Genomic DNA, 22,072 nt, shown 5'->3' on the forward strand with positions numbered 1-22,072 from the left:
AACTTTTTCATTATAACCACCTATTGGGTGAAATGACTAAATTCACCTTTTTTTGGTATTATACCTGATTCTAATAGACTTTGAGTGGTTTTTAGAAAAAAATTAGTCACGGATTCAGGACTTATTTAAGGAATTGGACATTCTCCGAAATTATAACATCTTTTGCACAACAAGGTTTTGTGATAAAAAAGATGTATGAAGAGCCTCATAAGAGTAACCCAGATATCCCTGCTAACTATATGATCGTAGCAAAAAAACTTTGAAGGAATATTAGGTCTTAAATTAGATGAATCACTGGAGGAATGTTTAAAAAGGGAAATTTTAGAAGAAACAGGAATGGAAATATTTTCTTATGAAAGATTTGATATTTTTTCTGATCCGTCTAGAATTGTATCTTATCCAGATGGAAATAAACTTAGAATAGTGACTATAGCATTTATTGTAAAAGATTTCGAAGTGGGTGGTTTAATACTTAGTGACGAATCATTGGACACATAAGCATATAATTGAATCTTATTTAGAAAGAGTAAGGTACAAAAATATTGGTTTTAAGAAGAAAAAGGTGAAACATGCGTTTTCTATATAAAACCTATAGGTATATTCTGTCCAAAGGCCCCAAACAAGTTGAGTCATTAAAATTTTATGCTAGATTACAATTTGAATAAGAGAGCTTTGGTTTGTACGCGCTCTCATTACTTGTTGGAAATTGGAATAACAAAAAGGTGTAATTTTTGTATTGGGAATGCGTACAGGTACTTATATCACGGGTGTGCTTCAGTAAAATCATTCTTTTTAGTTGAGATAACACAAAACTACAAAGCCTACCCTTATGACAAAGATTGTAAAAATGGGAATATAGGAGGGATTACAACAATGGTTCTTAAACAACATCAAGAGGAGGTTCTAAAAAAGATATTAAAAGTGTGTAATATTGAAGACTCTATAGTAGAAAGTAATTTTAAACAAGGCTATTTAGAAAAACTTGTTTGTAATCGAACAACTAAAACATGGACGTTTCACGTAAGTAATTTAACTATTATCCCGTGTGAGGTTTACAAATTATGGAATAAAAACATAATGGTAAGATTTCCACATATTGAAAAGTGTGAAATCATTATTGATTTTGGAAAAGAAGTTGATATTAGCACTATTATTGATGAGTATTGGAATCTCCTTGAAGAATGGATTGAATCCAAAGGGAATCATTTGAAATTTTTGTTATCCCAACGACTGGGCTTTCTGTCAACCATAATAAAATAATTGAAATAGGTGCAATCAAATGTAGAAGTGGAAAAGAAATCGACAGGTTTTCAACTTTTGTAGATCCTCAAGAGAAAATACCCTATCATATTACTGAATTAACGAACATAACAGATCAGATGGTTAAAGGCGCTCTAGATATAAAGGATGCCCTAGAAAAGTTTTTGGTGTTTATAGAGGATTCTGTATTAGTTGCTCACAACGCAAGTTTTGATATGGGATTTATTAGAAAACTAGCAAAGGAATTAAAGCACCAGGATATAAGGAATCCAGTCATTGATACCCTTGAATTTGCAAGGTTTCTATTTCCCGAAATGAAGAACCACCGATTAAATACACTAGCAAATAAATTTAAAGTTCCTCTAGACAATCATCATCGTGCCATTGATGATTCGATAGCATTGAGTAAGATTTTATTCTCTTTATTAATTGAAGCAAAAAAAAGGGGGATAACCAACCTAATTCAGCTAAATAGTTACTCAGGCCTAAATTTAACCAAGTCACGACCTTTTCATTGTTGTATATACGCCAAAGATCAAACAGGGAAAAAAAACCTTTTCAAACTAGTATCCTTATCCCATACTAGATTCTTCAATAAAGTACCGTGCATACCAAAAAGTTTATTAAATACAGAAATTAGAAAAGGATTAATTATTTCTTCAGGTTGTGAAAAAGGAGAACTGTATGAAACAGCACTAAACAAAACACTAGAAGAGTTAGAAGCAATAGCTACTTTTTACGATGTACTTGAAATACAACCTGCTGACAATTATATGCATTTAGTTGAACAAAAATTAGTTGCGAGCAAAAGACATTTAGAGGAAGCCATTCAAAGGATATATACCGTAGGTAAGAAATTAAATTTGCCTATAATTGCAACAGGGAATGTTCATTACTTACATAAGCATGATAAGCTCTGTAGGGATATTATTATCAATGGAATTACTGGTTTCAGTCCATTAAAGAATATAAAAAAACCAGATTTACATTTTAGAACTACACAGGAAATGTTGGAATTATTTTCACACCTAGGAGAAAAAGCAGCGTATGAAGTTGTGGTAAAAAATACTAATGAGTTAGCGGATGAGTTCGAAAATATAGAATTGTTCCCAGAAAAACCATTTTTCCCTGTTTTTAATGGTGCCGAAAAAGAAATAAGGGACACTTGCTATAAAACTGCGGTTTCTTTGTATGGAGATAAATTACCAAATATAGTGGTGGAAAGGCTTGAGAAAGAGCTAAAACCAATTATCGAATTTGGATTTGCAACGCTGTACCTGATATCGCAACGACTAGTTAAAAAATCAAAAAAAGACGGATATCTAGTTGGATCTCGTGGGTCTGTTGGTTCATCTGTAGTTGCTTTAATGCTCGATATTTCAGAGGTGAATCCATTACCTCCTCATTATATTTGTCCATCCTGTAAATATAGTGAGTGGTTTACTGATGGAAGTGTTAGTAGTGGATTTGATTTACCCAATAAAAATTGTCCCAAATGCAATGAAGCTTTGAAGATGGATGGACAAGATATTCCCTTTGAAACATTTCTAGGCTTTAAAGGAGATAAGGTGCCAGATATCGATTTGAATTTTTCGGGTGAGTATCAACCAGTTGCACATAATTATACTAAAGAACTCTTTGGGGAGAAAAATGTGTTTAAAGCAGGAACTGTTGGGACGGTAGCAGAAAAAACAGCTTTCGGATTGGTAAAAAAATTCGAAGAAACAAATGGACTGACGTGGAGAACTGCAGAGGTACTTCGCTTAGCTGATACTTGTACTGGCGTTAAAAGGAACACGGGTCAGCACCCAGGGGGAATAATTGTTGTTCCCAATTATATTGAAGTGGAAGATATAACACCGGTTCAATTTCCAGCTGATGATGTAGATGCTGAATGGAAAACAACACATTTTGATTATCATGCCTTTGATGACAATCTTTTAAAGCTAGACATCCTTGGACATACCGATCCAACAATGATGAAAAAACTACATGATTTAACTAATATTAACCCTACTGAAATTGATATGAATGATAAAAAAGTGTTAAGTTTATTTAACTCACCAGATGCTCTAAATGTCACAGCAGAACAAATTAGGAGTGATGTCGGAGTATATGGAATTCCAGATTTTGGCTCTAGATTTACGAGAAAAATGCTGAGTGAAACAAGACCCGAAAAATTCTCGGATCTAATTCAGATATCGGGACTTTCACATGGGACGGGAGTATGGCTTGGAAATGCACAAGAGCTAATCAAAAATGGAACATGTACAATTTCAACAGTGATAGGTTGTCGAGATAATATCATGTTATATCTGATATACAACGGAATGGACTCTGCTCTTGCATTTAAAATTACTGAAAGTGTAAGACGTGGCAACGGGTTAACCGACGAATGGATAGAAGAAATGAAAAAAGTAGGAGTTCCTAATTGGTATATACAGTCTTGTCTAAAAATCGAGTACATGTTTCCGCGGGCACACGCAGCTGCATATTGTATTTCAGCGGTTCGTAGTGCTTTCTATAAACTCTATTATCCAATTGAATTTTACAGCGCTATTTTTTCAGTGAATTATAATGGGAATTTTGATATTACAACGTGTTGTCAAGGTTATGATGCCATCTTAAATAAAATAATAGAAATTGAGAGCCAGGGTAATCAAATGACGGCTAAAGATAAAAATTCATTAGAAATGTTAGAGTTAGCATTAGAAATGACAGCACGTGGATTTCATTTTAAAAATATTGATTTGTATAAATCTGCAGCAACAAGTTTTGTTATTGATGATCATTCATTAATAGTCCCTTTTTCAGCCATTCAAGGTATTGGAGATAATGCAGCAAATAATATTGTCAATGCGACTAAGACAGGAGAAATTTTATCCATAGAAGATTTCCAAAATAAAGCAAAGATTTCAGCTACAGCTATACAAGCGTTAAAAGACTTAGGGTGTTTTCATGGAATACCAGAAACCAATCAATTGACCTTATTTTAAACTATAATGGTAGAAATACGAAGATGGTAGGGGGAATTTCTTTTGACAAATACAGACATTAAAATATTCGGTGGCAGTTCCGGAAAGTCTTTTGCGCAAAAAATGTGTGATTACATAGGAATTGAAATAGGGAAATCGGAAGTCCTTACATTTTCTGATGGCAATATTTTTGTGAAAATTAATGAAACGGTTCGAGATCATGATGTTTATCTTGTTCAACCAATTGGTCTAAAGCCCAATGATGAATTTACCGAAATTCTTTTTTGGATGGACGCTTTTAAAAGAGCGAGTGCAAACTCCGTAACGGCGATTATCCCTTATTTTGGTTATTCTAAAGGGGATAAAAAAGATGAGCCTCGAGTTTCGATCAGAGCAAGGGTTTGTGCCGAATGCATGGAGTTGGCTGGAGCGGATCGAATATTGACGATGGACTTACATAGTCCACAAATTCAAGGTTTTTTCAAAAAGCCTGTGGATCATCTATTTGCACTTCCAATTCTTTGTGATTATGTCCAAAATATGAAAATAGAAGATTTAGTCGTCGTTTCGCCAGATGTTGGCTTTGCAAAAGTGGCAAGAAATTTTGCTACTACTTTACAAGTACCAGTTGCAATCGGTGATAAAATGAGGAAATCCCACGATGAAAAGGCAAAGGTCCTAGAGATTATCGGGGATGTAAAAGGAAAAAACGCACTGATTGTCGATGATTTTAGTATTTCAGGAGGTACATTAGTCGATTTAGCCAAAGGACTAAAGGAAAGAGGAGCGAACAAAATCTATGCTGCGTTATCCCATCTCATGCTTAGTAAAGCAGCAGTCGAAAAGCTGGAAAATAGTCCAATTGAATTGGTGATCGGCACAGACTCTGTTGAGAACAAAGCAACCCTTTCTAAGAAAATTAGAACGATTTCGGTAGCGCCATTATTTGCAGAGGCCGTTGTTAGAATTCATAACCGGGAATCGATTAGTTCTTTGTTTGATACCACTCCCCACAAATTTAATAGAAAATAAACCGCCCTTCCAGCCCGACATCCGAATTTTTGCTAAAACTCCGCTTGCTATTATGTATATTTTTGATTACAATTGGAAATATCTTATTGAATATAGTCGAAACGTGAACAAAGGATTAGTAATGATCTCAAACTGTAAAGAGAGTTGGCGGTTGGTGCAAGCCAATCAGAATGAATCATGAACTCGCCTTTTAGTTGTATGAATGAATCAATCAATGTAGTAGTTCATACCGTTTTCCGCGTTAAGGATCATGAAAGTGAATGCAGTTTGCATTAATGTGGGTGGTACCGCGGGAGTGTAAAGTCTCTCGTCCCAAGGGGTTTCTTTGGGATGGGGGACTTTTTTATATAAGGAAGAGTTTATGCTCGATTGGAGGAAAGAACATGACTTTTAATCATAAAGAATTAGAGAAAAAGTGGCAAATGTATTGGGAAAAGAATAAAACGTTTCAAACAGATACTCATCGGGACGGGAAGAAATTTTATGCATTGGATATGTTCCCGTATCCATCAGGAGCCGGACTTCATGTTGGGCACCCGGAAGGATATACAGCGACCGATATTTTATCACGGATGAAGCGGATGCAAGGCTATAATGTCCTCCATCCGATGGGCTGGGATGCATTCGGTTTACCGGCTGAACAATATGCTTTAGATACGGGAAATGATCCGTCTGAATTTACCCAGCATAATATTGAAACCTTTAAAAGGCAGATTCAAGAACTTGGTTTTTCCTATGATTGGGATCGGGAAATTAACACAACAGATCCCCATTACTACAAATGGACCCAATGGATCTTTTTGAAATTATTTGAAAAAGGTCTTGCGTATGTCGATGAGGTCCCGGTTAATTGGTGTCCGGCACTTGGCACTGTTTTAGCGAATGAAGAAGTGATTGATGGAAAAAGTGAACGCGGTGGACATCCGGTCGAACGGCGTCCAATGAAGCAATGGATGTTGAAAATCACAGAATATGCGGATCGCTTATTAGATGATCTAGAGGAGTTAGATTGGCCAGAAAACATTAAAGATATGCAGCGCAATTGGATCGGTCGTTCAGAAGGGGCAGAGGTTACCTTTAAGATTGCTCATTTCGCTGAGTCGTTCACAGTCTTTACGACCCGACCAGATACATTGTTCGGTGCCTCCTATGCTGTCTTAGCTCCAGAGCACCCCTTCGTGGAAAAAATCACAACAACGGAGCAGAAGCAAGCAGTGGAGACGTATATTCAGAAAATCAAAGCCAAAAGTGATTTGGAAAGAACCGATTTAGCCAAAGAAAAAACAGGTGTTTTTACAGGGGCTTATGCGATTAACCCTGTCAATGGTAAGCAAATTCCGATTTGGATTGCCGATTATGTCTTGATGTCTTACGGAACGGGTGCGATTATGGCCGTCCCAGCGCACGATGAGCGAGATTATGAATTTGCCAAAACATTCGGCTTAGAGATTATCGAAGTCGTTTCAGGTGGAGATGTGGCGAAGGAAGCATATACCAGTGATGGCAAGCATGTCAATTCGGAATTCCTTAATGGGTTAGGAAAGGAAGAAGCCATTTCTAAAATGATCGAATGGCTTGAAAAAGAAGGCGTTGGCACGAAAAAAGTCACCTACCGTCTTCGGGATTGGCTCTTTAGTCGCCAACGTTATTGGGGCGAACCGATTCCGATTATTCATTGGGAGGATGGGACAATGACAGGTGTCCCTGAAGACGAATTACCGCTTATTCTACCGAAAACCGATGAAATTAAACCATCGGGTACAGGAGAGTCGCCTTTAGCAAATATTTCGGATTGGTTGCATGTTGTGGATCCAGAAACAGGCAAGAAAGGGCGCAGAGAGACGAATATCATGCCACAATGGGCAGGTAGCAGTTGGTATTATTTACGTTATATTGATCCTCATAATGATCAGGTATTGGCTGATCCGAAATTATTGGAAAAATGGCTCCCCGTTGATATGTATATCGGTGGCCAGGAGCATGCCGTCCTACACCTACTCTATGCACGTTTCTGGCATAAATTTTTATACGATCTTGGGATTGTTCCAACAAAAGAGCCTTTCCAAAAATTGTATAACCAAGGAATGATTTTAGGGGAAAATCATGAGAAAATGAGTAAATCGAAAGGCAATGTCGTCAATCCTGATGAAGTGATCGAGAGTCATGGTGCCGATACATTGCGCTTGTATGAAATGTTTATGGGACCATTGGATGCTTCGATTTCTTGGTCTACGACAGGTCTTGATGGATCACGTCGCTTCCTTGATCGTGTCTGGCGTCTATTGATCCAAGATGATGGTACACTCTCTGATAAGATCCAGGATACAACTGGGGGCGACCTTGAAAAAGTCTACCATCAAACCGTTAAAAAAGTAACAAGTGATTATGAGCAACTGCATTTTAATACAGGCATTTCCCAATTAATGGTGTTCATTAATGAAGGCTATAAAGCAGAGGTTTTACCAAAAGCATATGTAGAAGGCTTTATTAAAATGTTGGCACCGATTTGCCCACATATTGCCGAGGAAATTTGGGAGAAACTAGGCCATACAGAGACGATCACCTATGAAAAATGGCCGGAATATGACGAAGGAAAACTCGTGGATAATGAGGTTGAGATTGTCGTTCAGTTGAATGGAAAAGTGCGCGCCAAACTAAAGGTTCCCCGTGACGCTTCCCGCGAGGAACTGGAACAATTGGCCTTGAAGGATGAAAAAGTTAAACAACAATTAGCCGATAAAACAATTCGTAAAGTGATTGCCATTCCAGGCAAACTTGTCAATATTGTGGCGAATTAAAGGGAGGTCCCATCCATCGGGAAATCGATGGGTGGGGTTTTTTCGAATAAAGCCCATTCATTTGACTAACAGAAGACGCGAATAGATAATAGAGGATAATCAATTCATTTCGAAAGGAAGATTAGATGAGTGAAATAAAAACGATTACCCCAGAAGAGCTACAGCAAGGACTGGAAGCAGGGGAAAAATATAATTTAGTCGATGTCCGTGAAGATGAGGAAGTAGCAGAAGGTATGATTTCAGGAGCCGTTCATATTCCAATGGGGCAAATTCCAGAGCACCTCGACCACTTTGATCCAGATCAAGAATATATTCTTATTTGCCGTTCAAGTGGACGAAGTGGCAGAACATGTGAATATTTGAATGAACTTGGCTACAAAGTTACAAATATGGTTGGCGGCATGTTGAAATGGCAAGGGGAAACAACGCCAAAGGAAAAATAATAGGTTGACTGAAAGAAAAATCTAGAAAATGGAGAAGGCATTACCACGTAGTGTCAGTTCTAAGGAGTAAATATTTTTCGGGCTACATTTTGCGTTTTTAGAGATGACTCGACTTTTCGTAGATCCAACTACACATTGGATCTACGTTTTTGAGGAACGCTCGACTTTTCGTAGATCCAACCACACATTGGATCTACGTTTTTGAAGAACGCTCGACTTTTCGTAGATCCAACCACACATTGGATCGACGTTTTTGAAGAACGCTCGACTTTTCGTAGATCCAACCACACATTGGATCGACGTTTTTGAGGAACGCTCGACTTTTCGTAGATCCAACTACACATTGGATCTACGTTTTTGAGGAACGCTCGACTTTTCGTAGATCCACCCACACATTGGATCTACGTTTTTGAGGAACGCTCGACTTTTCGTAGATCCACCCACACATTGGATCGACGTTTTTGAAGAACGCTCGACTTTTCGTAGATCCAACCACACATTGGATCGACGTTTTTGAGGAACGCTCGACTTTTCGTAGATCCAACTACACATTGGATCTACGTTTTTGAGGAACGCTCGACTTTTCGTAGATCCACCCACACATTGGATCTACGTTTTTGAGGAACGCTCGACTTTTCGTAGATCCACCCACACATTGGATCTACGTTTTTGAGGGTCTCTCGACTTTTCGTAGATCCACCCACACTTTAGATCTACGTTTTTGAGGAGCGCTCGACTTTTCGTAGATCCATTCTCACTTTGGATCTACGTTTTTGAGGGTCCCTCGACTTTTCGTAGATCCACCCACACATTGGATCTACGTTTTTGAGGAACGCTCGACTTTTCGTAGATCCATTCTCACTTTGGATCTACGTTTTTGAGGGTCCCTCGACTTTTCGTAGATCCACCCACACATTGGATCTACGTTTTTGAGGAACGCTCGACTTTTCGTAGATCCATTCTCACTTTGGATCTACGTTTTTGAGGGTCCCTCGACTTTTCGTAGATCCACCCACACATTGGATCTACGTTTTTGAGGAACGCTCGACTTTTCGTAGATCCAACCACACTTTGGATCTTCGTAGTGTGTGAGTGGTTGACATGATCGGTCAAATAGAAATAGTAAAGTCCTATAAACCCGCGCCATGATCGGTTTTTAGTTTTTTTAGAGGTCAACAAGATCGGCCTATTTAAGTAGCAACCCCTTTTATTGCATTCTGTAACAAAAATATATTTTCTGAATAGTATAAAATCCACCGATATTGGCAAGCATGCTAAAAAGGGGTGGAGTAATTATGGTACAAGTAAAATTGTTTGACTGTGAGCATGAAGAAGATTTGGAAGAAGAAATGAATCAATTTCTCGAACAAATCTCTCCAAGAGATGTAATTGACATTAAATATAATGTCGCTCTGATTGGGGATGCTTCTGGGGAACAAGTTTTTTGTTTTAGTGCTTTAATCATTTATAAAAATTAAAAGCAGGCGCATCTGAAAGGACGCCTGCCTTTTTGGTATTTATCTACATAGGATTGAGAATAACCGATTTTTTATCCTAACTTGTCCTGATTGTGCCCGAAATTCAGTTTTAGCCAGTAAAGGGGTAACGATTCTCTTATAATCGTGCCCGAAACTCCGGTCTTATCTCGTAAAACGGTAACGATCCCCGCATAATCATGCCCGAAATTCAGTAATCTCTCAATTCCGATAACGATTACGCTTTATAGGCCTACGAGTCAACACTCAGCGCCAACGCTTGGTACTCCAAACAAATGTCCTCCGCTATTTTATCCCTCTCGTATCATTTTTTGCTGATAAAGCCGCATTCATCCCCGCAAGTCTACCTGTCACAAGGGCTGCCGTGATATTATACCCCCCTGTATAGCCATAAATGTCCAATACTTCCCCACAAAAGTGAAGACCTGGCATAAATTTAGAAGCCATTGTCTTTGGCTCAATTTCCTTCACACTCACGCCACCACCGGTTACAAATGCCTTTTCTAATGGCAAGGTTCCATTGACTTTGAAAGTGAATTGCTTACAGGCTTTAGCAAAGGCTCGTAGTTTTTCAGTCGGAATGGTGGCAAAAACTTCTGAAGCGTCGATTCCACATTGCGTCAATAAAAATAATAAGTAACGTTCAGGCAGTAATCCCTTCAGTGCATTTTTGCCACTCTTTTTTGCTTCGTTCTTCTTTATTTTTTGGATTTCTTGAAAAAGTGCCTCCTCGCTCTGACTAGGCAGCGCATCAATGGCCATCACCACTTCATGCTGCTTTGATTTTTTCAATTGCTTCACAACAAATTGACTACAGCGCAGAGCGGCAGGGCCAGAAATACCGAAATGAGTAAAAATCATATCCATTTTATGGGTAATCAGTGGTTTTCCATTTGGTTTTAAAACACTAAGTGAGACATCTCGCAATGATAAACCTTGAAGCTGTTTTTCTTTAATAAACCGTTCATTTGAAGTGATGGGGACTTCGGTTGGGAATAATTCTGTAATCGTATGTCCTGCCGCCTGTGCCCAGGGATACCCATCCCCGGTTGAACCAGTTTGCGGAACAGATGCCCCTCCTGTAGCGATCACAACAGCAGGAGCGAAAAGTTTCTCGCCTGTTTTTAAGAGAATGCCTTTCGTTCGCTCCTCTTCATAAAGAACCTTCTCCACAGCTGTGTTTAACATGACATCTACCTTTAACTGGCTCATCCGTGTTAAAAGCGCATCGACAACCGATTGGGCTTGATTTGATACGGGAAACATGCGTCCATGATCTTCTTCTTTTAACTCAATTCCAAGCTTTTCAAAAAACCGAATGATATCCTCATTGTTAAAAATGGAGAAGGCACTGTAAAGAAAGCGGCCATTTCCAGGGATATGACGGATGATTTCCTCCAGTGGCAAACGATTAGTCACATTACAGCGACCCCCACCGGAAATCGCTAATTTTTTACCTAGTTTATTGCCTTTATCGATTAATAAAACTTTTGCCTTATATTCAGCGGCTGCAATGGAGGCCATCAATCCAGAAGGACCTCCACCAATGACGATTACATCATACATGTTCCTATTCACATCCAAGTTCAGTTTCTGTTATTTAAAATACTATGAACAATTCGCAAACTCAAGCGTGATCTCATTGTCAAATTCAGTCGATCGTTGTAAACTAGGGAAGAGTGTAGATTAGCGTTTTTAACTAGAATGAATCAGTAATGGCTTGGTGGCTATATAAGTGGAACTTTAGTCGCCTACATAGGTGCATGGATTGAAAAATGAAAATAAATAATGGAGAGTTCGAGTATGTATGTCATCTAAACTAATTCGAGGAACATTTATCTTAACGTTAGGAACCATTTTATCAAAAGTATTAGGGCTCCTCTATATCATTCCCTTCAAAGCGATTATTGGGGGAGAGGATGCGTATGCTTTATATAGTTATGGTTATACACCTTATACGATCTTTATCAGTATTGCTACGGCTGGAGTACCGATGGCCGTTTCCAAATATATTGCCAAATATAATGCGCTTGGTGAATATGAAGTAGGTCAACGACTCTTTCGCTCAGGGATGTTGGTCATGTCGTTGACCGGTGTTGTCTCTTTTTTGATTATGTATGGACTTTCTACACCGATTGCGGAAATTGTGCTCAAAGGAGCAGAAACGGAGTATACCATTGCCGATGTTGCTTCTGTCATAAAAGCGGTTAGTTTTGCTTTGATTGTGATTCCAGCGATGAGTTTAATTCGCGGTTTTTTCCAAGGTCATCAATCAATGGGACCATCTGCTGTTTCAACAGTGGTCGAGCAATTAGCCAGGATTCTTTTCTTATTAGCCGGAAGCTTTGCTGTGATTTTTATCTTGAAGGGTAGTATTGTGACTGCGATTGGGGTCGCCACGTTTGCCGCTTTTATTGGTGGAATTGCAAGTCTGGTTGTGTTGCTTTGGTATTGGAAAAAGCGAAAACCAAAATTAGATGAGCAACTTTTGCAGAATAAAGGTAACTTGCATGTGTCCCTTGGAAATATGTATAAGGAAATTGTCGTCTATGCTTTTCCTTTTGTGATGGTCGGAATTGCCAATCCGCTCTATCAATTTATTGACCAATTAACATTTAACCGGGCAATGGCCGCCGGGAGTCAAGCTGTCAATTATTTAGAAGCGTATGGAACCTTGGGGCTGACTCATAAATTAGTGATTATTCCTGTGTCCTTAGCAACGGCGTTTGCGATGACATTAGTTCCTTTGATTACAGAATCCTTTGTCAATCAAGATCGGAAAATTTTATTTCGACAACTTGATCAAACCCTACAAGTCTTATTATTTATTACATTACCAGCAGCCTTAGGACTTACCATATTAGCAGAACCTTTTTACACCGTATTTTATGGGTATTCCTCCCTTGGAACGGATGTTTTAAAAACATATGCCCCTGTCGCTATTCTATTTGCCTTATATTCTGTGACAGCCGCTATTTTACAAGGCATCAATGAACAGCGATTTACGATTTTAAGTCTCTTGACAGGGATTCTCATTAAATTAAGCTTGAATATCCCATTTATCAAAGCCTTTGGCACAGATGGGGCGGTTTACGCCACCATTCTAGGCTATTTTGTTTCGATTATCATTAATGCGATTGTCATTAAAATATTTGCCGAATATCCATTAAGGCTTGTGTTTAGAAGGGTAATTTTAATTGTGATTTTCAATATTATCATGCTAGTTCCTGTTTATTTTGTTTATCTTGGTTTGCACTCCATTATGAATCCGGAATCTAGACTGCAAGGGCTTTTACTTATTATGATTTGTGCCACAATAGGGGCAGCGATTTATGGGCTTTTAAGCTTAAAATCTGGACTAGCTGATCGTTTATTTGGAGAACGATTGACGAGGTTGAAAAGAAAGTTAGGAATGAATTAAATTTTCTAATTGAGATATATTGAGAGTCAGGATGTTTAGAGCAGATAGTATGTAAAAGCCCGATTACTCCGGGCTGAAAACTTTCCTGTGGAGACAAGACTAAGGCTAGTGAACAAGGGGAAAATATCTATTCTTTATTGAGAGCTCTTCCCCTTGTTTATTAAGCCAATTTTAGTAATAGCCAACTTCCTCATATCCTGGTTGACTAGGATATTCTGGGTATCCCCGTTGGCCTTCTAATCTTGACACTCTTCGATCGAGGCGATTGAACTGGCGTTCCAGTCTTTGCACCTGGTTTTCCAAGCGATTGACTCTGCGTTCAAGTCTTGATTGATCAGGCCAACCGGGGAAAAGTTGTTGTGGAAACATTTCCCCCTGAAAGGACTGTGGTGCCTCGCCTTGAAACTGTGGAACCTCTCCTTGAAATTGTGGTGTCATTTGGCCAGGAAACGGCATTGGCATTTGTTGGCGGTAATTCATTATACGTCACTCCATTTCATTATCTCTTGCATCATCAGCCTATGTTCATGTTGGAAAAAGTGTATAGGCTCGGGCCTACCGGAAAGGAAAAACTTAAGGGTGAGGAATTCGAGGGGAAGTTTCATCAAGTAAAAAGAATATCTGAAGCGGTTGGTAAAAAAGTGGTGTATTTGAAACGGATTTCCATGGGTCCGTTGCAATTAGATGAAGATTTGCCGTTAGGGGAGTATCGGGAATTAACGGAAAATGAAGTAAGGCAATCGCAGAATATAAAAAAATAACTGCCCCCAATATTTCTGGGCAGTCATTCTTCTTTATATGCTATCGGTCAAGTCACCTTAACCTTTTTCTCGGTTGTTGTCCATTTTCCACGTCTTGGGCTACTGATTAGGTTATTGTATTCTAACACATTCAAATCCCTTTGAATGGTGCGAGGTGTGCTTCCAAATTCATCCACAATGTCTCGTGTCGTGACGGTTCCGTTTTCCAAAATATATAAGTAAATGGATTTGATCCTGGTAAGCATTCTGTTCGTTGATGGTTTCAAATAACCACTCCCTCATCTTTAATCCCATGGCAGTCGGTTGACATCTATGCCCAGTCAAAGAGATGGTAATTCCTCGCAGACAACTCCTTTTTAAATTTATATTTTATTTTCAGACAGTTCTATTTTAACGCATTAATGGAAAAATGAAAAGGGGTTTTGATGTGTGGGCTATTTCCAAGCGAAGAAAATCGTCACGACTGTATTGCTTATTCCGTTTATCCTCATTGTAGGACTGCTAGTGATTGTGAGATTTTTCTTCTCACGCAAATTCCAATTTTATGAAATGGAAAAATAGGTATATAATATAGTGAGAAAAATGTTATTGATAAAGGAGTCATGATTTTTATGGCGAAAATCGATTGGAAAGCGGAGGTAGAAAAAAGAAAAGACAGCCTCCTTTCAGATTTACAAGGGCTTTTGCAAATTTCAAGTGTGCTTGATGAAAGAGAGGCGACGAAGGAAGCCCCTTTTGGAAAAGAAGTGAAAAAAGCCCTTGATTATATGTTAGCGCTTGGCACTCGTGATCAATTTCAAACAAAAAACACGGGGAATGTAGCCGGACATCTAGAAATGGGAAAGGGAAAAGGTTTAATAGGGATATTAGGCCATGTGGACGTTGTACCGGCTGGTGATGGTTGGTCCGTGGCTCCTTTTTCAGGCGTTGTGAAAGATGGAAGAATTTATGCCCGTGGAGCCATTGATGATAAAGGACCTACAATTGCTGCCTATTATGGCATGAGGATCGTGAAAGAACTAGGTTTGCCCCTTGAGAAAAGAGTGCGACTGATTATCGGGACAGATGAAGAAAGTGATTGGCGTTGTGTGGATCACTATTTCAAGGTGGAAGAAATGCCAGAAATGGGGTTTGCGCCTGACGCTGATTTCCCGATCATTATAGCGGAAAAGGGGATTGCTGACTTTGACCTTGTACAGGATACTAAGGATGAAACGCGAGGGCAGGCCCCTGTCACATTGGTATCCTTTATGTCTGGCTTACGCTATAATATGGTTCCTGATCATGCAAAGGCGATTCTCGATATAAAGGAAGGCAATACAGAGATTATTCAAATGTTCGAAGATTTTCTCGATAGTCAAGATCTCAATGGAAAATATTATGTCGATAGTGGCTATTCCATCATGGAGCTTCACGGGATTAGTGCCCATGGATCAGAACCAGATAAAGGAAAAAATGCTGGATTATTACTGGCGAACTTTTTGTCTACACTAGAACTTGACCCTAGGGGACAGGAGTATGTAAAAGCAGCAGTGGAATTCTTTTTTGGTGATTCACACGGACGTGCTCTTGGTGTTGCTTACCAAGATGATCTTTCAGGAGAATTGACGATAAACGTTGGAAAACTGTCGTATAACGAACACGAAGGTGGTCTGTTCGGTTTGACCATGCGGTATCCTGTGACGTTTCCGATTGATGAGGGAATGGAAACGATCCAAAGATCAAGTGCCAAATCAGGTTTTCGAGTTGGACATTACTCAAATTCGAACCCACATCATGTTCCAGAGGATTCCCCATTGATTCAAACGTTAAAGGCCGTTTACGAGGAACAAACCGGCCAAACGGCGGAACTATTAGCGATTGGTGGGGGGACGTATGCAAGATCCCTTGGTTCTGGCGTTGCCTTTGGAGCGTTATTCCCCGGCCGTCCGGATGTCGCTCATCAAAAGGATGAATATATGGAATTGGATGATCTTTGGCAAGCGACTGCGATTTATGCACAAGCGATTTATGAACTTGCGAAAAAAGGATAGAAAAAACATTTTGAAAAATAGGGGATGATCGGGATGGGAAAGGTATTAGTGAATAATCAATTAATGGATCGTACGGAGGCGATCATTGATATCGAGGATCGGGGTTATCAATTTGGGGATGGCGTTTATGAAGTGATTCGGGTCTATGACGGAGCGGTTTTTACAGCGGATGAACATTTGGACCGTTTTTTTCAAAGTGCAAATAAAATTAAAATAGACGTCCAGTTTGATCAAAAGCAATTGCTCGCGCTCATTCACCAGTTGATTGAGGAAAATAATGTGCATGATGGATCTATTTATATGCAGCTCACGAGAGGTGCCTCACCACGGAATCATATATTTCCAGGAAGTGAAATTAAACCTGTTTTGACCGCCTATACAAAGGAAGTTGCAAGACCAGAGGGAAATCTAGAAACAGGTGTAAAGGCCATGATTGCAGATGATATTCGCTGGCTCCGCTGTGATATCAAAAGTTTGAACCTATTACCAAATGTGTTAGCGAAACAGGAAGCCACAGACCATGGTTGTTATGAAGCCATTCTTCATCGGGATGGAACAGTGACAGAAGGTTCCTCCTCCAATGCTTATATAGTAAAAGATGGGAAAGTGATGACCCATCCTGCCACTAACTTGATTTTAAATGGGATTACACGACAAGTGATCTTGAAACTTTGCCAGGCGCATCAAATCCCCGTTGCAGAAGAAGAATTTCAAATAGAAGACTTAAAAACAGCGGATGAAATCTTTATTTCAAGTACAACTTCTGAAATCATGCCGATTGTGGAGCTTGATGGACAATCAATAGGAGACGGCAAACCCGGTCCGTTTACACGAAAATTACAAACCTTATTTTTAAAAGAAATAGAAGCAGCAAAATCCGATGTTTAAGGAGAGAACTCCTTAAACACCGGATTTTTCTTGGGCAAGCCTTCCCCTTGAAAATTCATCTACTTAAGACAAAGTTGAATCATAAAAACGAGTTCATAACACCGAAAATGAGTTGGTCGTTAAAGAATTGGTCCCATAGCCGGGTTTAAAGAGCCCAAAATCAGTTTGAATTCGAAAATTGGTTCCATAGTCGGGTTTATAAGGCCCAAAATCAGTTTGAATTCGAAAAATGGTCGCATAGCTGGGTTCAAAGAGCCCAAAAATAGTTTGAATTTGAAAATTGGTTCCATAGCCGGTTTCAAAGAGCCCAAAATTAGTGGGAATTCGAAAAATTGGTCCCATAGCCGGTTTAAAGAGCGCAAAATGAGTTGGAATTTGGAAATTGGTTCCATAGCCGGGTTCAAAGAGCCCAAAATGGGTTAGAATTTGAAAATTGGTCTCATAGCCGGGTTTAAAGAGCCCAAAATAAGTGTGAATTTGAAAATTGGTCTCATAGCCGGGTTTAAAGAGCCCAAAATGAGTTGGAAATCGAAAATTGGTCCTATAGCCGGGTTTAAAGAGCCCAAAATGAGTTGGAATTTGAAAATTGGTTCCATAGCCGAGTTTAAAGAGCCCAAAATAAGTGTGAATTTGAAAATTGGTCTCATAGCCGGGTTTAAAGAGCCCAAAATGAGTTGGAAATCGAAAATTGGTCCTATAGCCGGGTTTAAAGAGCCCAAAATCAGTTTGAAATCGAAGAATTGGGCCCATAGCAGGGTACATAGAGCCCAAAATGAGTTGGAAATCGAAAATTGGTCTCATAGCCGGTTTCAAAGAGCCCAAAATGAGTTGGAAATCGAAAATTGGTCCCATAGCCGGGTTTAAAGAGCCCAAAATGAGTTAGAATTTGAAAATTGGTCCCATAGCTGGGTTCATATAGCCTAAAATTAGGTAGAAATTCAAAACTGGTCAATCAGGGTTGTTTATAGTAATGATCTCCTTTTTTGGAAGATAAAAAGTGTACCTCTTTTCTCCCGCGGGCGTTAAATGGGTGGCGAGGATTTTTTGAATTGTTTTTTTAGAATAAATGGTCTCACACCATTCATGGATCCTACTAGTTGTGATTTTTCTATGAGGAAATAGGAGGGCGAATTCCTTTACACTTCGCATGACGGAAGACTCAATATTTTCTTGGCGACCACATGTTTCACATATCATTTTTTTATACGTAAAGGGCTTTAGAAAGCCTGTACATGATGGACAAATGATCCCTTTTTTCAATTTATCGTATTCATATTGTGGCAATTGTTCATAGGCGGATTGCTCTTTATGATGGACAATGAATTGGTCAACCACTCTCTTCTGTTTACGCGTGATCACCGGAGTGGAAGCATGCAGTTTTTTCAGGAATCGGTTCAATTGTGTAGGTAAAATAATCGGCAGGTTCTGGGGGGCTTGGTATAAGGTGAATTCCGGATGGATGAAGATGATATAAGGTTCAATAGGTATATCGTGTCCCCATTTTTGGAGTAATTGACGAAGTAAAAATTCGCTTCTTCTGAGTTGGAGTAAAGGGTTCTTAATTTCTTTTCCTGTCAAAGCTACATACCAATTGTCTTGTTCAAGATAAAATTCGCCTTCGAAATTTTTGACTTCAAAAAGAAATATTCTTGTTTGCCAAATAAGCAGACTGTCGATTTGAAATTCTGTATGGTTTGATGGTAAAAGTAAATCATAAAGAATCAAGTGGTTCTTTAATTCTGTTTGTTGTAAACGGTTGTAAAATTCCAGTTCACCCAAATATCCTTTGTATAGGTAATCAAGATGCTGTTTTTCTTCTGTTGCTAGCTTCATCCGCGGATGTAAATACTGAAAAATTTGTAACTCCCTGGATTTAGTAGGTTTATCGTGGCGATTTGTCGTCATTATCCCATTCCTTTCTTTTTCCAAAAATAATAATATCTCTTTAATAATAGGGAAATTTCTGACTAATATCAAGAAGAATAATTTTGTCCAGAATTTATCGACTAAAAGAAAGGATAATCCGCATGTCCAATCATTATTTTTTTGCATTGGCCTTACCAGATCAAGTGAAGCAGGAATTAGCTTCATTATGTACACAGCTCCAAGATCCCTTTCCTTTTAAAAAATGGGTACATCAAGCTGATTATCATATCACATTAGCATTCCTTGGAGCCGTCGAACAAGACAACTTAATAGAAGCTATGCAATGTATGGAGGAGAACCTTTACAAGCATAGAGCTTTTTCCCTTCGAATCGATCATCTTGATACATTTGGGAAGCGAATTTTTTGGGCAGGTGTAGAGAAGTCTGAAGCCTTATTGGATCTGCAGCAGATGGTTTTTACATGCTGTGAAATGGCAGGCTTTGAATTGGAGAAACGTTCCTTTCACCCTCATATCACCTTGGCGCGCAAATGGGATGGGGAGCAATGGATGAAGAAAGAGCAACTCAGACCCTATTATCCTTCATTATCGTTTTTAGCAGATGAGGTTGTTTTGTATCAGACCGATCCTCACCAAACACCTAAATATAAGAAAAGAAAGACGTTTCGATTAGCTCACTGATCCATATTTTTGATACAATAGATTCATCAGAATTAAGGAAGGTTACGCAAAAAATGGCTCAGCTACTTAAATTGCAAGATTATGTTTCACGATATGAAACAGACTTATCCCGCTACCCCTCTCAATTTATCCGTCTAAAGAAACAACAATGGATGAAAGTAAAAGCTGCTTGGGAAGCCCATGCAGGTACTTCCTCTATCTTTGTAGAGGAGATAGAAGAAATACCTGCTAAATCAATGAAGTACGGTAAACTCAGGCAGCTATTTAAAAGGGGCTCGCGTGACATAGAAATTCCGGATGAATCACAAAGTGAAAACATCTCTGTGCAAGACAAGGAGGAAAACCTTGACTTTTCTGCGCCCCTTGAAGCTCAAACGGAACTGGAATTAAAGCAGAGTTTTCTCGATCATTTGCTTCTATTCCAATTAAAATGGGCCAGTTCAACGATCACAGAAAAATCATTTGTGGATTCTCGTTTTTATACAGATCGACGATTAAAACATTTTCTCCAACGATTTCCAGATAATTATTTTCTTTTCTATGAACCCATTTTTTTGTTAAAAAAAGCTCCAGTAGAACTGGAAGTATTGCTTCTCTCTCCTACGGAAATTTGGTGTTTGTCTTTTTTAGAAGAAGAGGGTCAAGCAGTGTATATCGGGGATAATCAACATTTTTGGTCGATGAAAAAGAAAGAGAAAGAAAGGAAGATTTTGAATCCGATGATGTCTGTCAATCGCATGGGAAAAATCGTCACACAACTTTTTCAGTTGTATGAGGTGAATTTGCCGATTCGCAAGGCGATCGTCTCAAGGGATGGGTTTATAGACTATCCGGATGCGCCCCAGGATCTTACTATTTTAGATCAACGCACCTATGGGGATTGGTTTGAACGAGCAAGAAATACACCATCACCGATCAAAATGATGCAAATGCGGGCTGCGACAGCATTATTAGATTACGGACAATCGACTTCCTTCAACAGGCCCAATTGGGAATTGGAATAAGGATGTTTTTTCATGAAGAAGGAATCCTATTGGTTGTAAGAGAAATTTAGCGTCCTAAAATGTCGAATAGAAATCGAACTTTCAACAAATGGCACTTGACGAAAAATGACGTTTAACGATAAAATTATGAAATAGGGATGGCTATTCTATTTGAGTCAATAGCCGTCTTTTTTCTTTTATCGAAGGTTTAAAATACAATATTATTTGTTGATATAATTGAAGGTGAAATTAGGTGGAACATTTATTGGGGCAGGATTGGGAAATCATACCTGCCGGTGGAGCAACCGGTGAAGCTTTTTTTGCAATCAAAAATGATCAGAAGCTGTTTCTCAAACGGAATTCGTCCCCATTTTTGGCTGTTTTATCGGCGGAGGGGATCGTCCCGAAGTTGATTTGGACAAGAAGGATGGAAAACGGTGATGTCATAACGGCCCAGCAATGTTTAGCCGGAAGAGAGTTTACAGCGGGGGAAATGGCGGGAGAAGAAGCACCAAAACTTTTACGTAAAATTCATGAGTCTAAGCCACTTTTGAATATGATGGAACGGATGGAGAAAACACCTTATGGGCCGAATTCGATCCTTCAAGATTTAGAAGCGACATTAGATCGTGCTTTTTATTCTTTTTCCACGATAAGGGAAGCGATTCGCTTTCTCAAAAAGGAATTGACAAGTATTGCCTGCAATGAGTGGGCGGTGTGCCATGGGGATGTAAATCATAATAATTGGCTGCTAACAGATCAAGGAGAAATCTTCTTAATCGATTGGGATGGCGCCACGATCGCCGATCCCGCTTTTGACTTGGGGGTTCTTCTTCATTGGTATGTTCCAAAAAACAAATGGTCCCGGTGGCTCCATGATTATGGGAGTCCTTTGACCGAAAACTTAGAAAGGCGTATGAAATGGTATACGATTGCCCATACTTTATTATCGATTCAATGGCACGAAAAAAAGGGGCACAGGCGTGAAGTCAATTATTGGGTAAAAGACTTGGAAAATTTTATGCAGAATGATTATGCCTGTACTTATCCTTTGACGAGACATTTATGATAATGTATTGATTACTTGTACCCACTGGGAAAGCTGGTCCTGGTGGGCGTTTATATGTTGATCAAGATCGTTCTGGTTTTTTCCTGATTGAGAGTAACTGTATATATCGTGTAAAAGAGGTTCTATTTCTTGTGGGACAGCATTTTGGGCAAGCAGGGATTTAATTAATCGTTCAACTTGCTCATATTCTGCTACAGATCCACTTCTATCCTCTAAATGATTATTTAAAATATCTTGTAATAACTGGACTTGATGTTGATGATTTAAAGACATCTTTCTCTTCCTTTCCAATGAGTTGCTTGTAGTTTGCGCAGACAAAGGGCCTTTATGCGCAGCTTGATTTTGG

18 protein-coding genes, 2 pseudogenes and 1 other annotated feature are annotated in these 22,072 nt (G+C 39.1%); of the genes and pseudogenes, 15 read left to right on the forward strand and 5 right to left on the reverse strand.

The window, feature by feature from the left end; all coding sequences use genetic code 11:
- Positions 1 to 873 precede the first annotated feature (873 nt).
- The 6 genes and pseudogenes from MUB24_RS23540 (at position 874) to MUB24_RS18120 (ending at position 9,986) form a co-directional block, all read left to right on the forward strand.
- Positions 874 to 1,260, forward strand: coding sequence for a PolC-type DNA polymerase III N-terminal domain-containing protein (locus tag MUB24_RS23540; RefSeq protein ID WP_313898473.1), 387 nt, complete (start codon positions 874 to 876; stop codon positions 1,258 to 1,260).
- Positions 1,203 to 4,256: pseudogene (locus tag MUB24_RS18100) on the forward strand (PolC-type DNA polymerase III); the annotation flags it as partial. The gene MUB24_RS23540 and the pseudogene MUB24_RS18100, both read left to right, overlap by 58 nt.
- Before the next feature lie 42 nt (positions 4,257 to 4,298).
- Entirely contained in the window at positions 4,299 to 5,267 is a 969-nt protein-coding gene (locus MUB24_RS18105) for a ribose-phosphate diphosphokinase (protein WP_244706548.1), read from the forward strand.
- Positions 5,268 to 5,362: 95 nt separating this feature from the next.
- Positions 5,363 to 5,585 (forward strand) — a binding site (T-box leader).
- A 65-nt stretch (positions 5,586 to 5,650) separates the two neighbouring features.
- The gene (leuS, locus tag MUB24_RS18110; RefSeq protein WP_244706550.1) at positions 5,651 to 8,065 is read left to right on the forward strand and encodes a leucine--tRNA ligase; all 2,415 of its coding nucleotides are present in this window, start codon (positions 5,651 to 5,653) and stop codon (positions 8,063 to 8,065) included.
- Positions 8,066 to 8,190: 125 nt separating this feature from the next.
- Positions 8,191 to 8,508: a rhodanese-like domain-containing protein gene (locus MUB24_RS18115; protein ID WP_244706552.1), complete on the forward strand. Its 318-nt coding sequence runs from the start codon at positions 8,191 to 8,193 to the stop codon at positions 8,506 to 8,508.
- 1,295 nt (positions 8,509 to 9,803) lie between these two features.
- Positions 9,804 to 9,986, forward strand: coding sequence for a sporulation protein Cse60 (locus MUB24_RS18120; RefSeq protein WP_244706554.1), 183 nt, complete (start codon positions 9,804 to 9,806; stop codon positions 9,984 to 9,986).
- A 303-nt stretch (positions 9,987 to 10,289) separates the two neighbouring features.
- Here the strand turns inward: MUB24_RS18120 and MUB24_RS18125 are convergent, their stop codons facing one another.
- Positions 10,290 to 11,570 (reverse strand): BaiN/RdsA family NAD(P)/FAD-dependent oxidoreductase, encoded by a 1,281-nt coding sequence (locus MUB24_RS18125; protein WP_244706556.1) that lies wholly within the window; start codon positions 11,568 to 11,570, stop codon positions 10,290 to 10,292.
- A 241-nt stretch (positions 11,571 to 11,811) separates the two neighbouring features.
- Between MUB24_RS18125 and MUB24_RS18130 the strand changes: the two genes are divergently transcribed.
- Positions 11,812 to 13,425 (forward strand): putative polysaccharide biosynthesis protein, encoded by a 1,614-nt coding sequence (locus MUB24_RS18130; RefSeq protein WP_244706557.1) that lies wholly within the window; start codon positions 11,812 to 11,814, stop codon positions 13,423 to 13,425.
- Positions 13,426 to 13,596: 171 nt separating this feature from the next.
- Here MUB24_RS18130 and MUB24_RS18135 read toward each other — a convergent pair whose 3' ends face one another.
- Positions 13,597 to 13,905: a hypothetical protein gene (locus tag MUB24_RS18135; RefSeq protein ID WP_244706559.1), complete on the reverse strand. Its 309-nt coding sequence runs from the start codon at positions 13,903 to 13,905 to the stop codon at positions 13,597 to 13,599.
- A 107-nt stretch (positions 13,906 to 14,012) separates the two neighbouring features.
- Between MUB24_RS18135 and MUB24_RS18140 the strand changes: the two are divergent.
- Positions 14,013 to 14,186: pseudogene (locus tag MUB24_RS18140) on the forward strand (16S rRNA pseudouridine(516) synthase); the annotation flags it as partial.
- 47 nt (positions 14,187 to 14,233) lie between these two features.
- On the opposite strand, the gene MUB24_RS18145 reads toward MUB24_RS18140, so the two are convergent.
- Complete coding sequence (locus MUB24_RS18145; RefSeq protein ID WP_244706561.1) at positions 14,234 to 14,452, reverse strand: DeoR family transcriptional regulator; 219 nt, start codon at positions 14,450 to 14,452, stop codon at positions 14,234 to 14,236.
- A gap of 163 nt (positions 14,453 to 14,615) precedes the next feature.
- On the opposite strand from MUB24_RS18145, the gene MUB24_RS23325 reads away from it, so the two are divergent.
- The 4 genes from MUB24_RS23325 to MUB24_RS18160 all read left to right on the forward strand — a co-directional run bounded on the left by MUB24_RS23325 (position 14,616) and on the right by MUB24_RS18160 (position 17,971).
- Positions 14,616 to 14,747 carry a hypothetical protein gene (locus MUB24_RS23325; protein ID WP_280517058.1) on the forward strand — a complete coding sequence of 44 codons (132 nt, stop codon included), beginning with the start codon at positions 14,616 to 14,618 and terminating at the stop codon, positions 14,745 to 14,747.
- Between the two features lie 50 nt (positions 14,748 to 14,797).
- The gene (pepV, locus tag MUB24_RS18150; protein ID WP_244706563.1) at positions 14,798 to 16,219 is read left to right on the forward strand and encodes a dipeptidase PepV; all 1,422 of its coding nucleotides are present in this window, start codon (positions 14,798 to 14,800) and stop codon (positions 16,217 to 16,219) included.
- Between the two features lie 33 nt (positions 16,220 to 16,252).
- Positions 16,253 to 17,107 (forward strand): D-amino-acid transaminase, encoded by an 855-nt coding sequence (gene dat / locus MUB24_RS18155; RefSeq protein ID WP_244706565.1) that lies wholly within the window; start codon positions 16,253 to 16,255, stop codon positions 17,105 to 17,107.
- 426 nt (positions 17,108 to 17,533) lie between these two features.
- Complete coding sequence (locus MUB24_RS18160; RefSeq protein ID WP_244706567.1) at positions 17,534 to 17,971, forward strand: hypothetical protein; 438 nt, start codon at positions 17,534 to 17,536, stop codon at positions 17,969 to 17,971.
- A gap of 84 nt (positions 17,972 to 18,055) precedes the next feature.
- On the opposite strand, the gene MUB24_RS18165 is transcribed toward MUB24_RS18160, so the two are convergent.
- Positions 18,056 to 19,012: a nuclease-related domain-containing protein gene (locus MUB24_RS18165; protein WP_244706569.1), complete on the reverse strand. Its 957-nt coding sequence runs from the start codon at positions 19,010 to 19,012 to the stop codon at positions 18,056 to 18,058.
- A 122-nt stretch (positions 19,013 to 19,134) separates the two neighbouring features.
- Here MUB24_RS18165 and thpR point away from each other — a divergent pair, with 122 nt between their 5' ends.
- The 3 genes from thpR to MUB24_RS18180 all read left to right on the forward strand — a co-directional run bounded on the left by thpR (position 19,135) and on the right by MUB24_RS18180 (position 21,726).
- Positions 19,135 to 19,674 carry an RNA 2',3'-cyclic phosphodiesterase gene (gene thpR, locus MUB24_RS18170; RefSeq protein ID WP_244706571.1) on the forward strand — a complete coding sequence of 180 codons (540 nt, stop codon included), beginning with the start codon at positions 19,135 to 19,137 and terminating at the stop codon, positions 19,672 to 19,674.
- A gap of 53 nt (positions 19,675 to 19,727) precedes the next feature.
- Entirely contained in the window at positions 19,728 to 20,678 is a 951-nt protein-coding gene (locus MUB24_RS18175) for a nuclease-related domain-containing protein (protein WP_244706573.1), read from the forward strand.
- Positions 20,679 to 20,910: 232 nt separating this feature from the next.
- Positions 20,911 to 21,726 carry a phosphotransferase family protein gene (locus MUB24_RS18180; protein ID WP_244706575.1) on the forward strand — a complete coding sequence of 272 codons (816 nt, stop codon included), beginning with the start codon at positions 20,911 to 20,913 and terminating at the stop codon, positions 21,724 to 21,726.
- Here the strand turns inward: MUB24_RS18180 and MUB24_RS18185 are convergent.
- Positions 21,721 to 21,999: a YtzH-like family protein gene (locus MUB24_RS18185; protein ID WP_244706577.1), complete on the reverse strand. Its 279-nt coding sequence runs from the start codon at positions 21,997 to 21,999 to the stop codon at positions 21,721 to 21,723. The two genes, MUB24_RS18180 and MUB24_RS18185, sit on opposite strands and share 6 nt — an antisense overlap.
- Between the last annotated feature and the right edge of the window lie 73 nt (positions 22,000 to 22,072).

This window comes from Lederbergia sp. NSJ-179 (genome assembly GCF_022867885.1).
Classification (GTDB): domain Bacteria; phylum Bacillota; class Bacilli; order Bacillales; family Bacillaceae_C; genus Lederbergia.

Bases quoted from the DNA above. Each gene is read 5' to 3' on its own strand.
- MUB24_RS23540 (WP_313898473.1), top strand. From the start codon at position 874: ATGGTTCTTAAACAACATCAAGAGGAGGTTCTAAAAAAGATATTAAAA.
- leuS (WP_244706550.1), top strand. From the start codon at position 5,651: ATGACTTTTAATCATAAAGAATTAGAGAAAAAGTGGCAAATGTATTGG.
- MUB24_RS18115 (WP_244706552.1), top strand. From the start codon at position 8,191: ATGAGTGAAATAAAAACGATTACCCCAGAAGAGCTACAGCAAGGACTG.
- MUB24_RS18120 (WP_244706554.1), top strand. From the start codon at position 9,804: ATGGTACAAGTAAAATTGTTTGACTGTGAGCATGAAGAAGATTTGGAA.
- MUB24_RS18125 (WP_244706556.1), bottom strand. From the start codon at position 11,570: ATGTATGATGTAATCGTCATTGGTGGAGGTCCTTCTGGATTGATGGCC.
- MUB24_RS18130 (WP_244706557.1), top strand. From the start codon at position 11,812: ATGTCATCTAAACTAATTCGAGGAACATTTATCTTAACGTTAGGAACC.
- MUB24_RS18135 (WP_244706559.1), bottom strand. From the start codon at position 13,905: ATGAATTACCGCCAACAAATGCCAATGCCGTTTCCTGGCCAAATGACA.
- pepV (WP_244706563.1), top strand. From the start codon at position 14,798: ATGGCGAAAATCGATTGGAAAGCGGAGGTAGAAAAAAGAAAAGACAGC.
- dat (WP_244706565.1), top strand. From the start codon at position 16,253: ATGGGAAAGGTATTAGTGAATAATCAATTAATGGATCGTACGGAGGCG.
- MUB24_RS18165 (WP_244706569.1), bottom strand. From the start codon at position 19,012: ATGACGACAAATCGCCACGATAAACCTACTAAATCCAGGGAGTTACAA.
- thpR (WP_244706571.1), top strand. From the start codon at position 19,135: ATGTCCAATCATTATTTTTTTGCATTGGCCTTACCAGATCAAGTGAAG.
- MUB24_RS18175 (WP_244706573.1), top strand. From the start codon at position 19,728: ATGGCTCAGCTACTTAAATTGCAAGATTATGTTTCACGATATGAAACA.
- MUB24_RS18185 (WP_244706577.1), bottom strand. From the start codon at position 21,999: ATGTCTTTAAATCATCAACATCAAGTCCAGTTATTACAAGATATTTTA.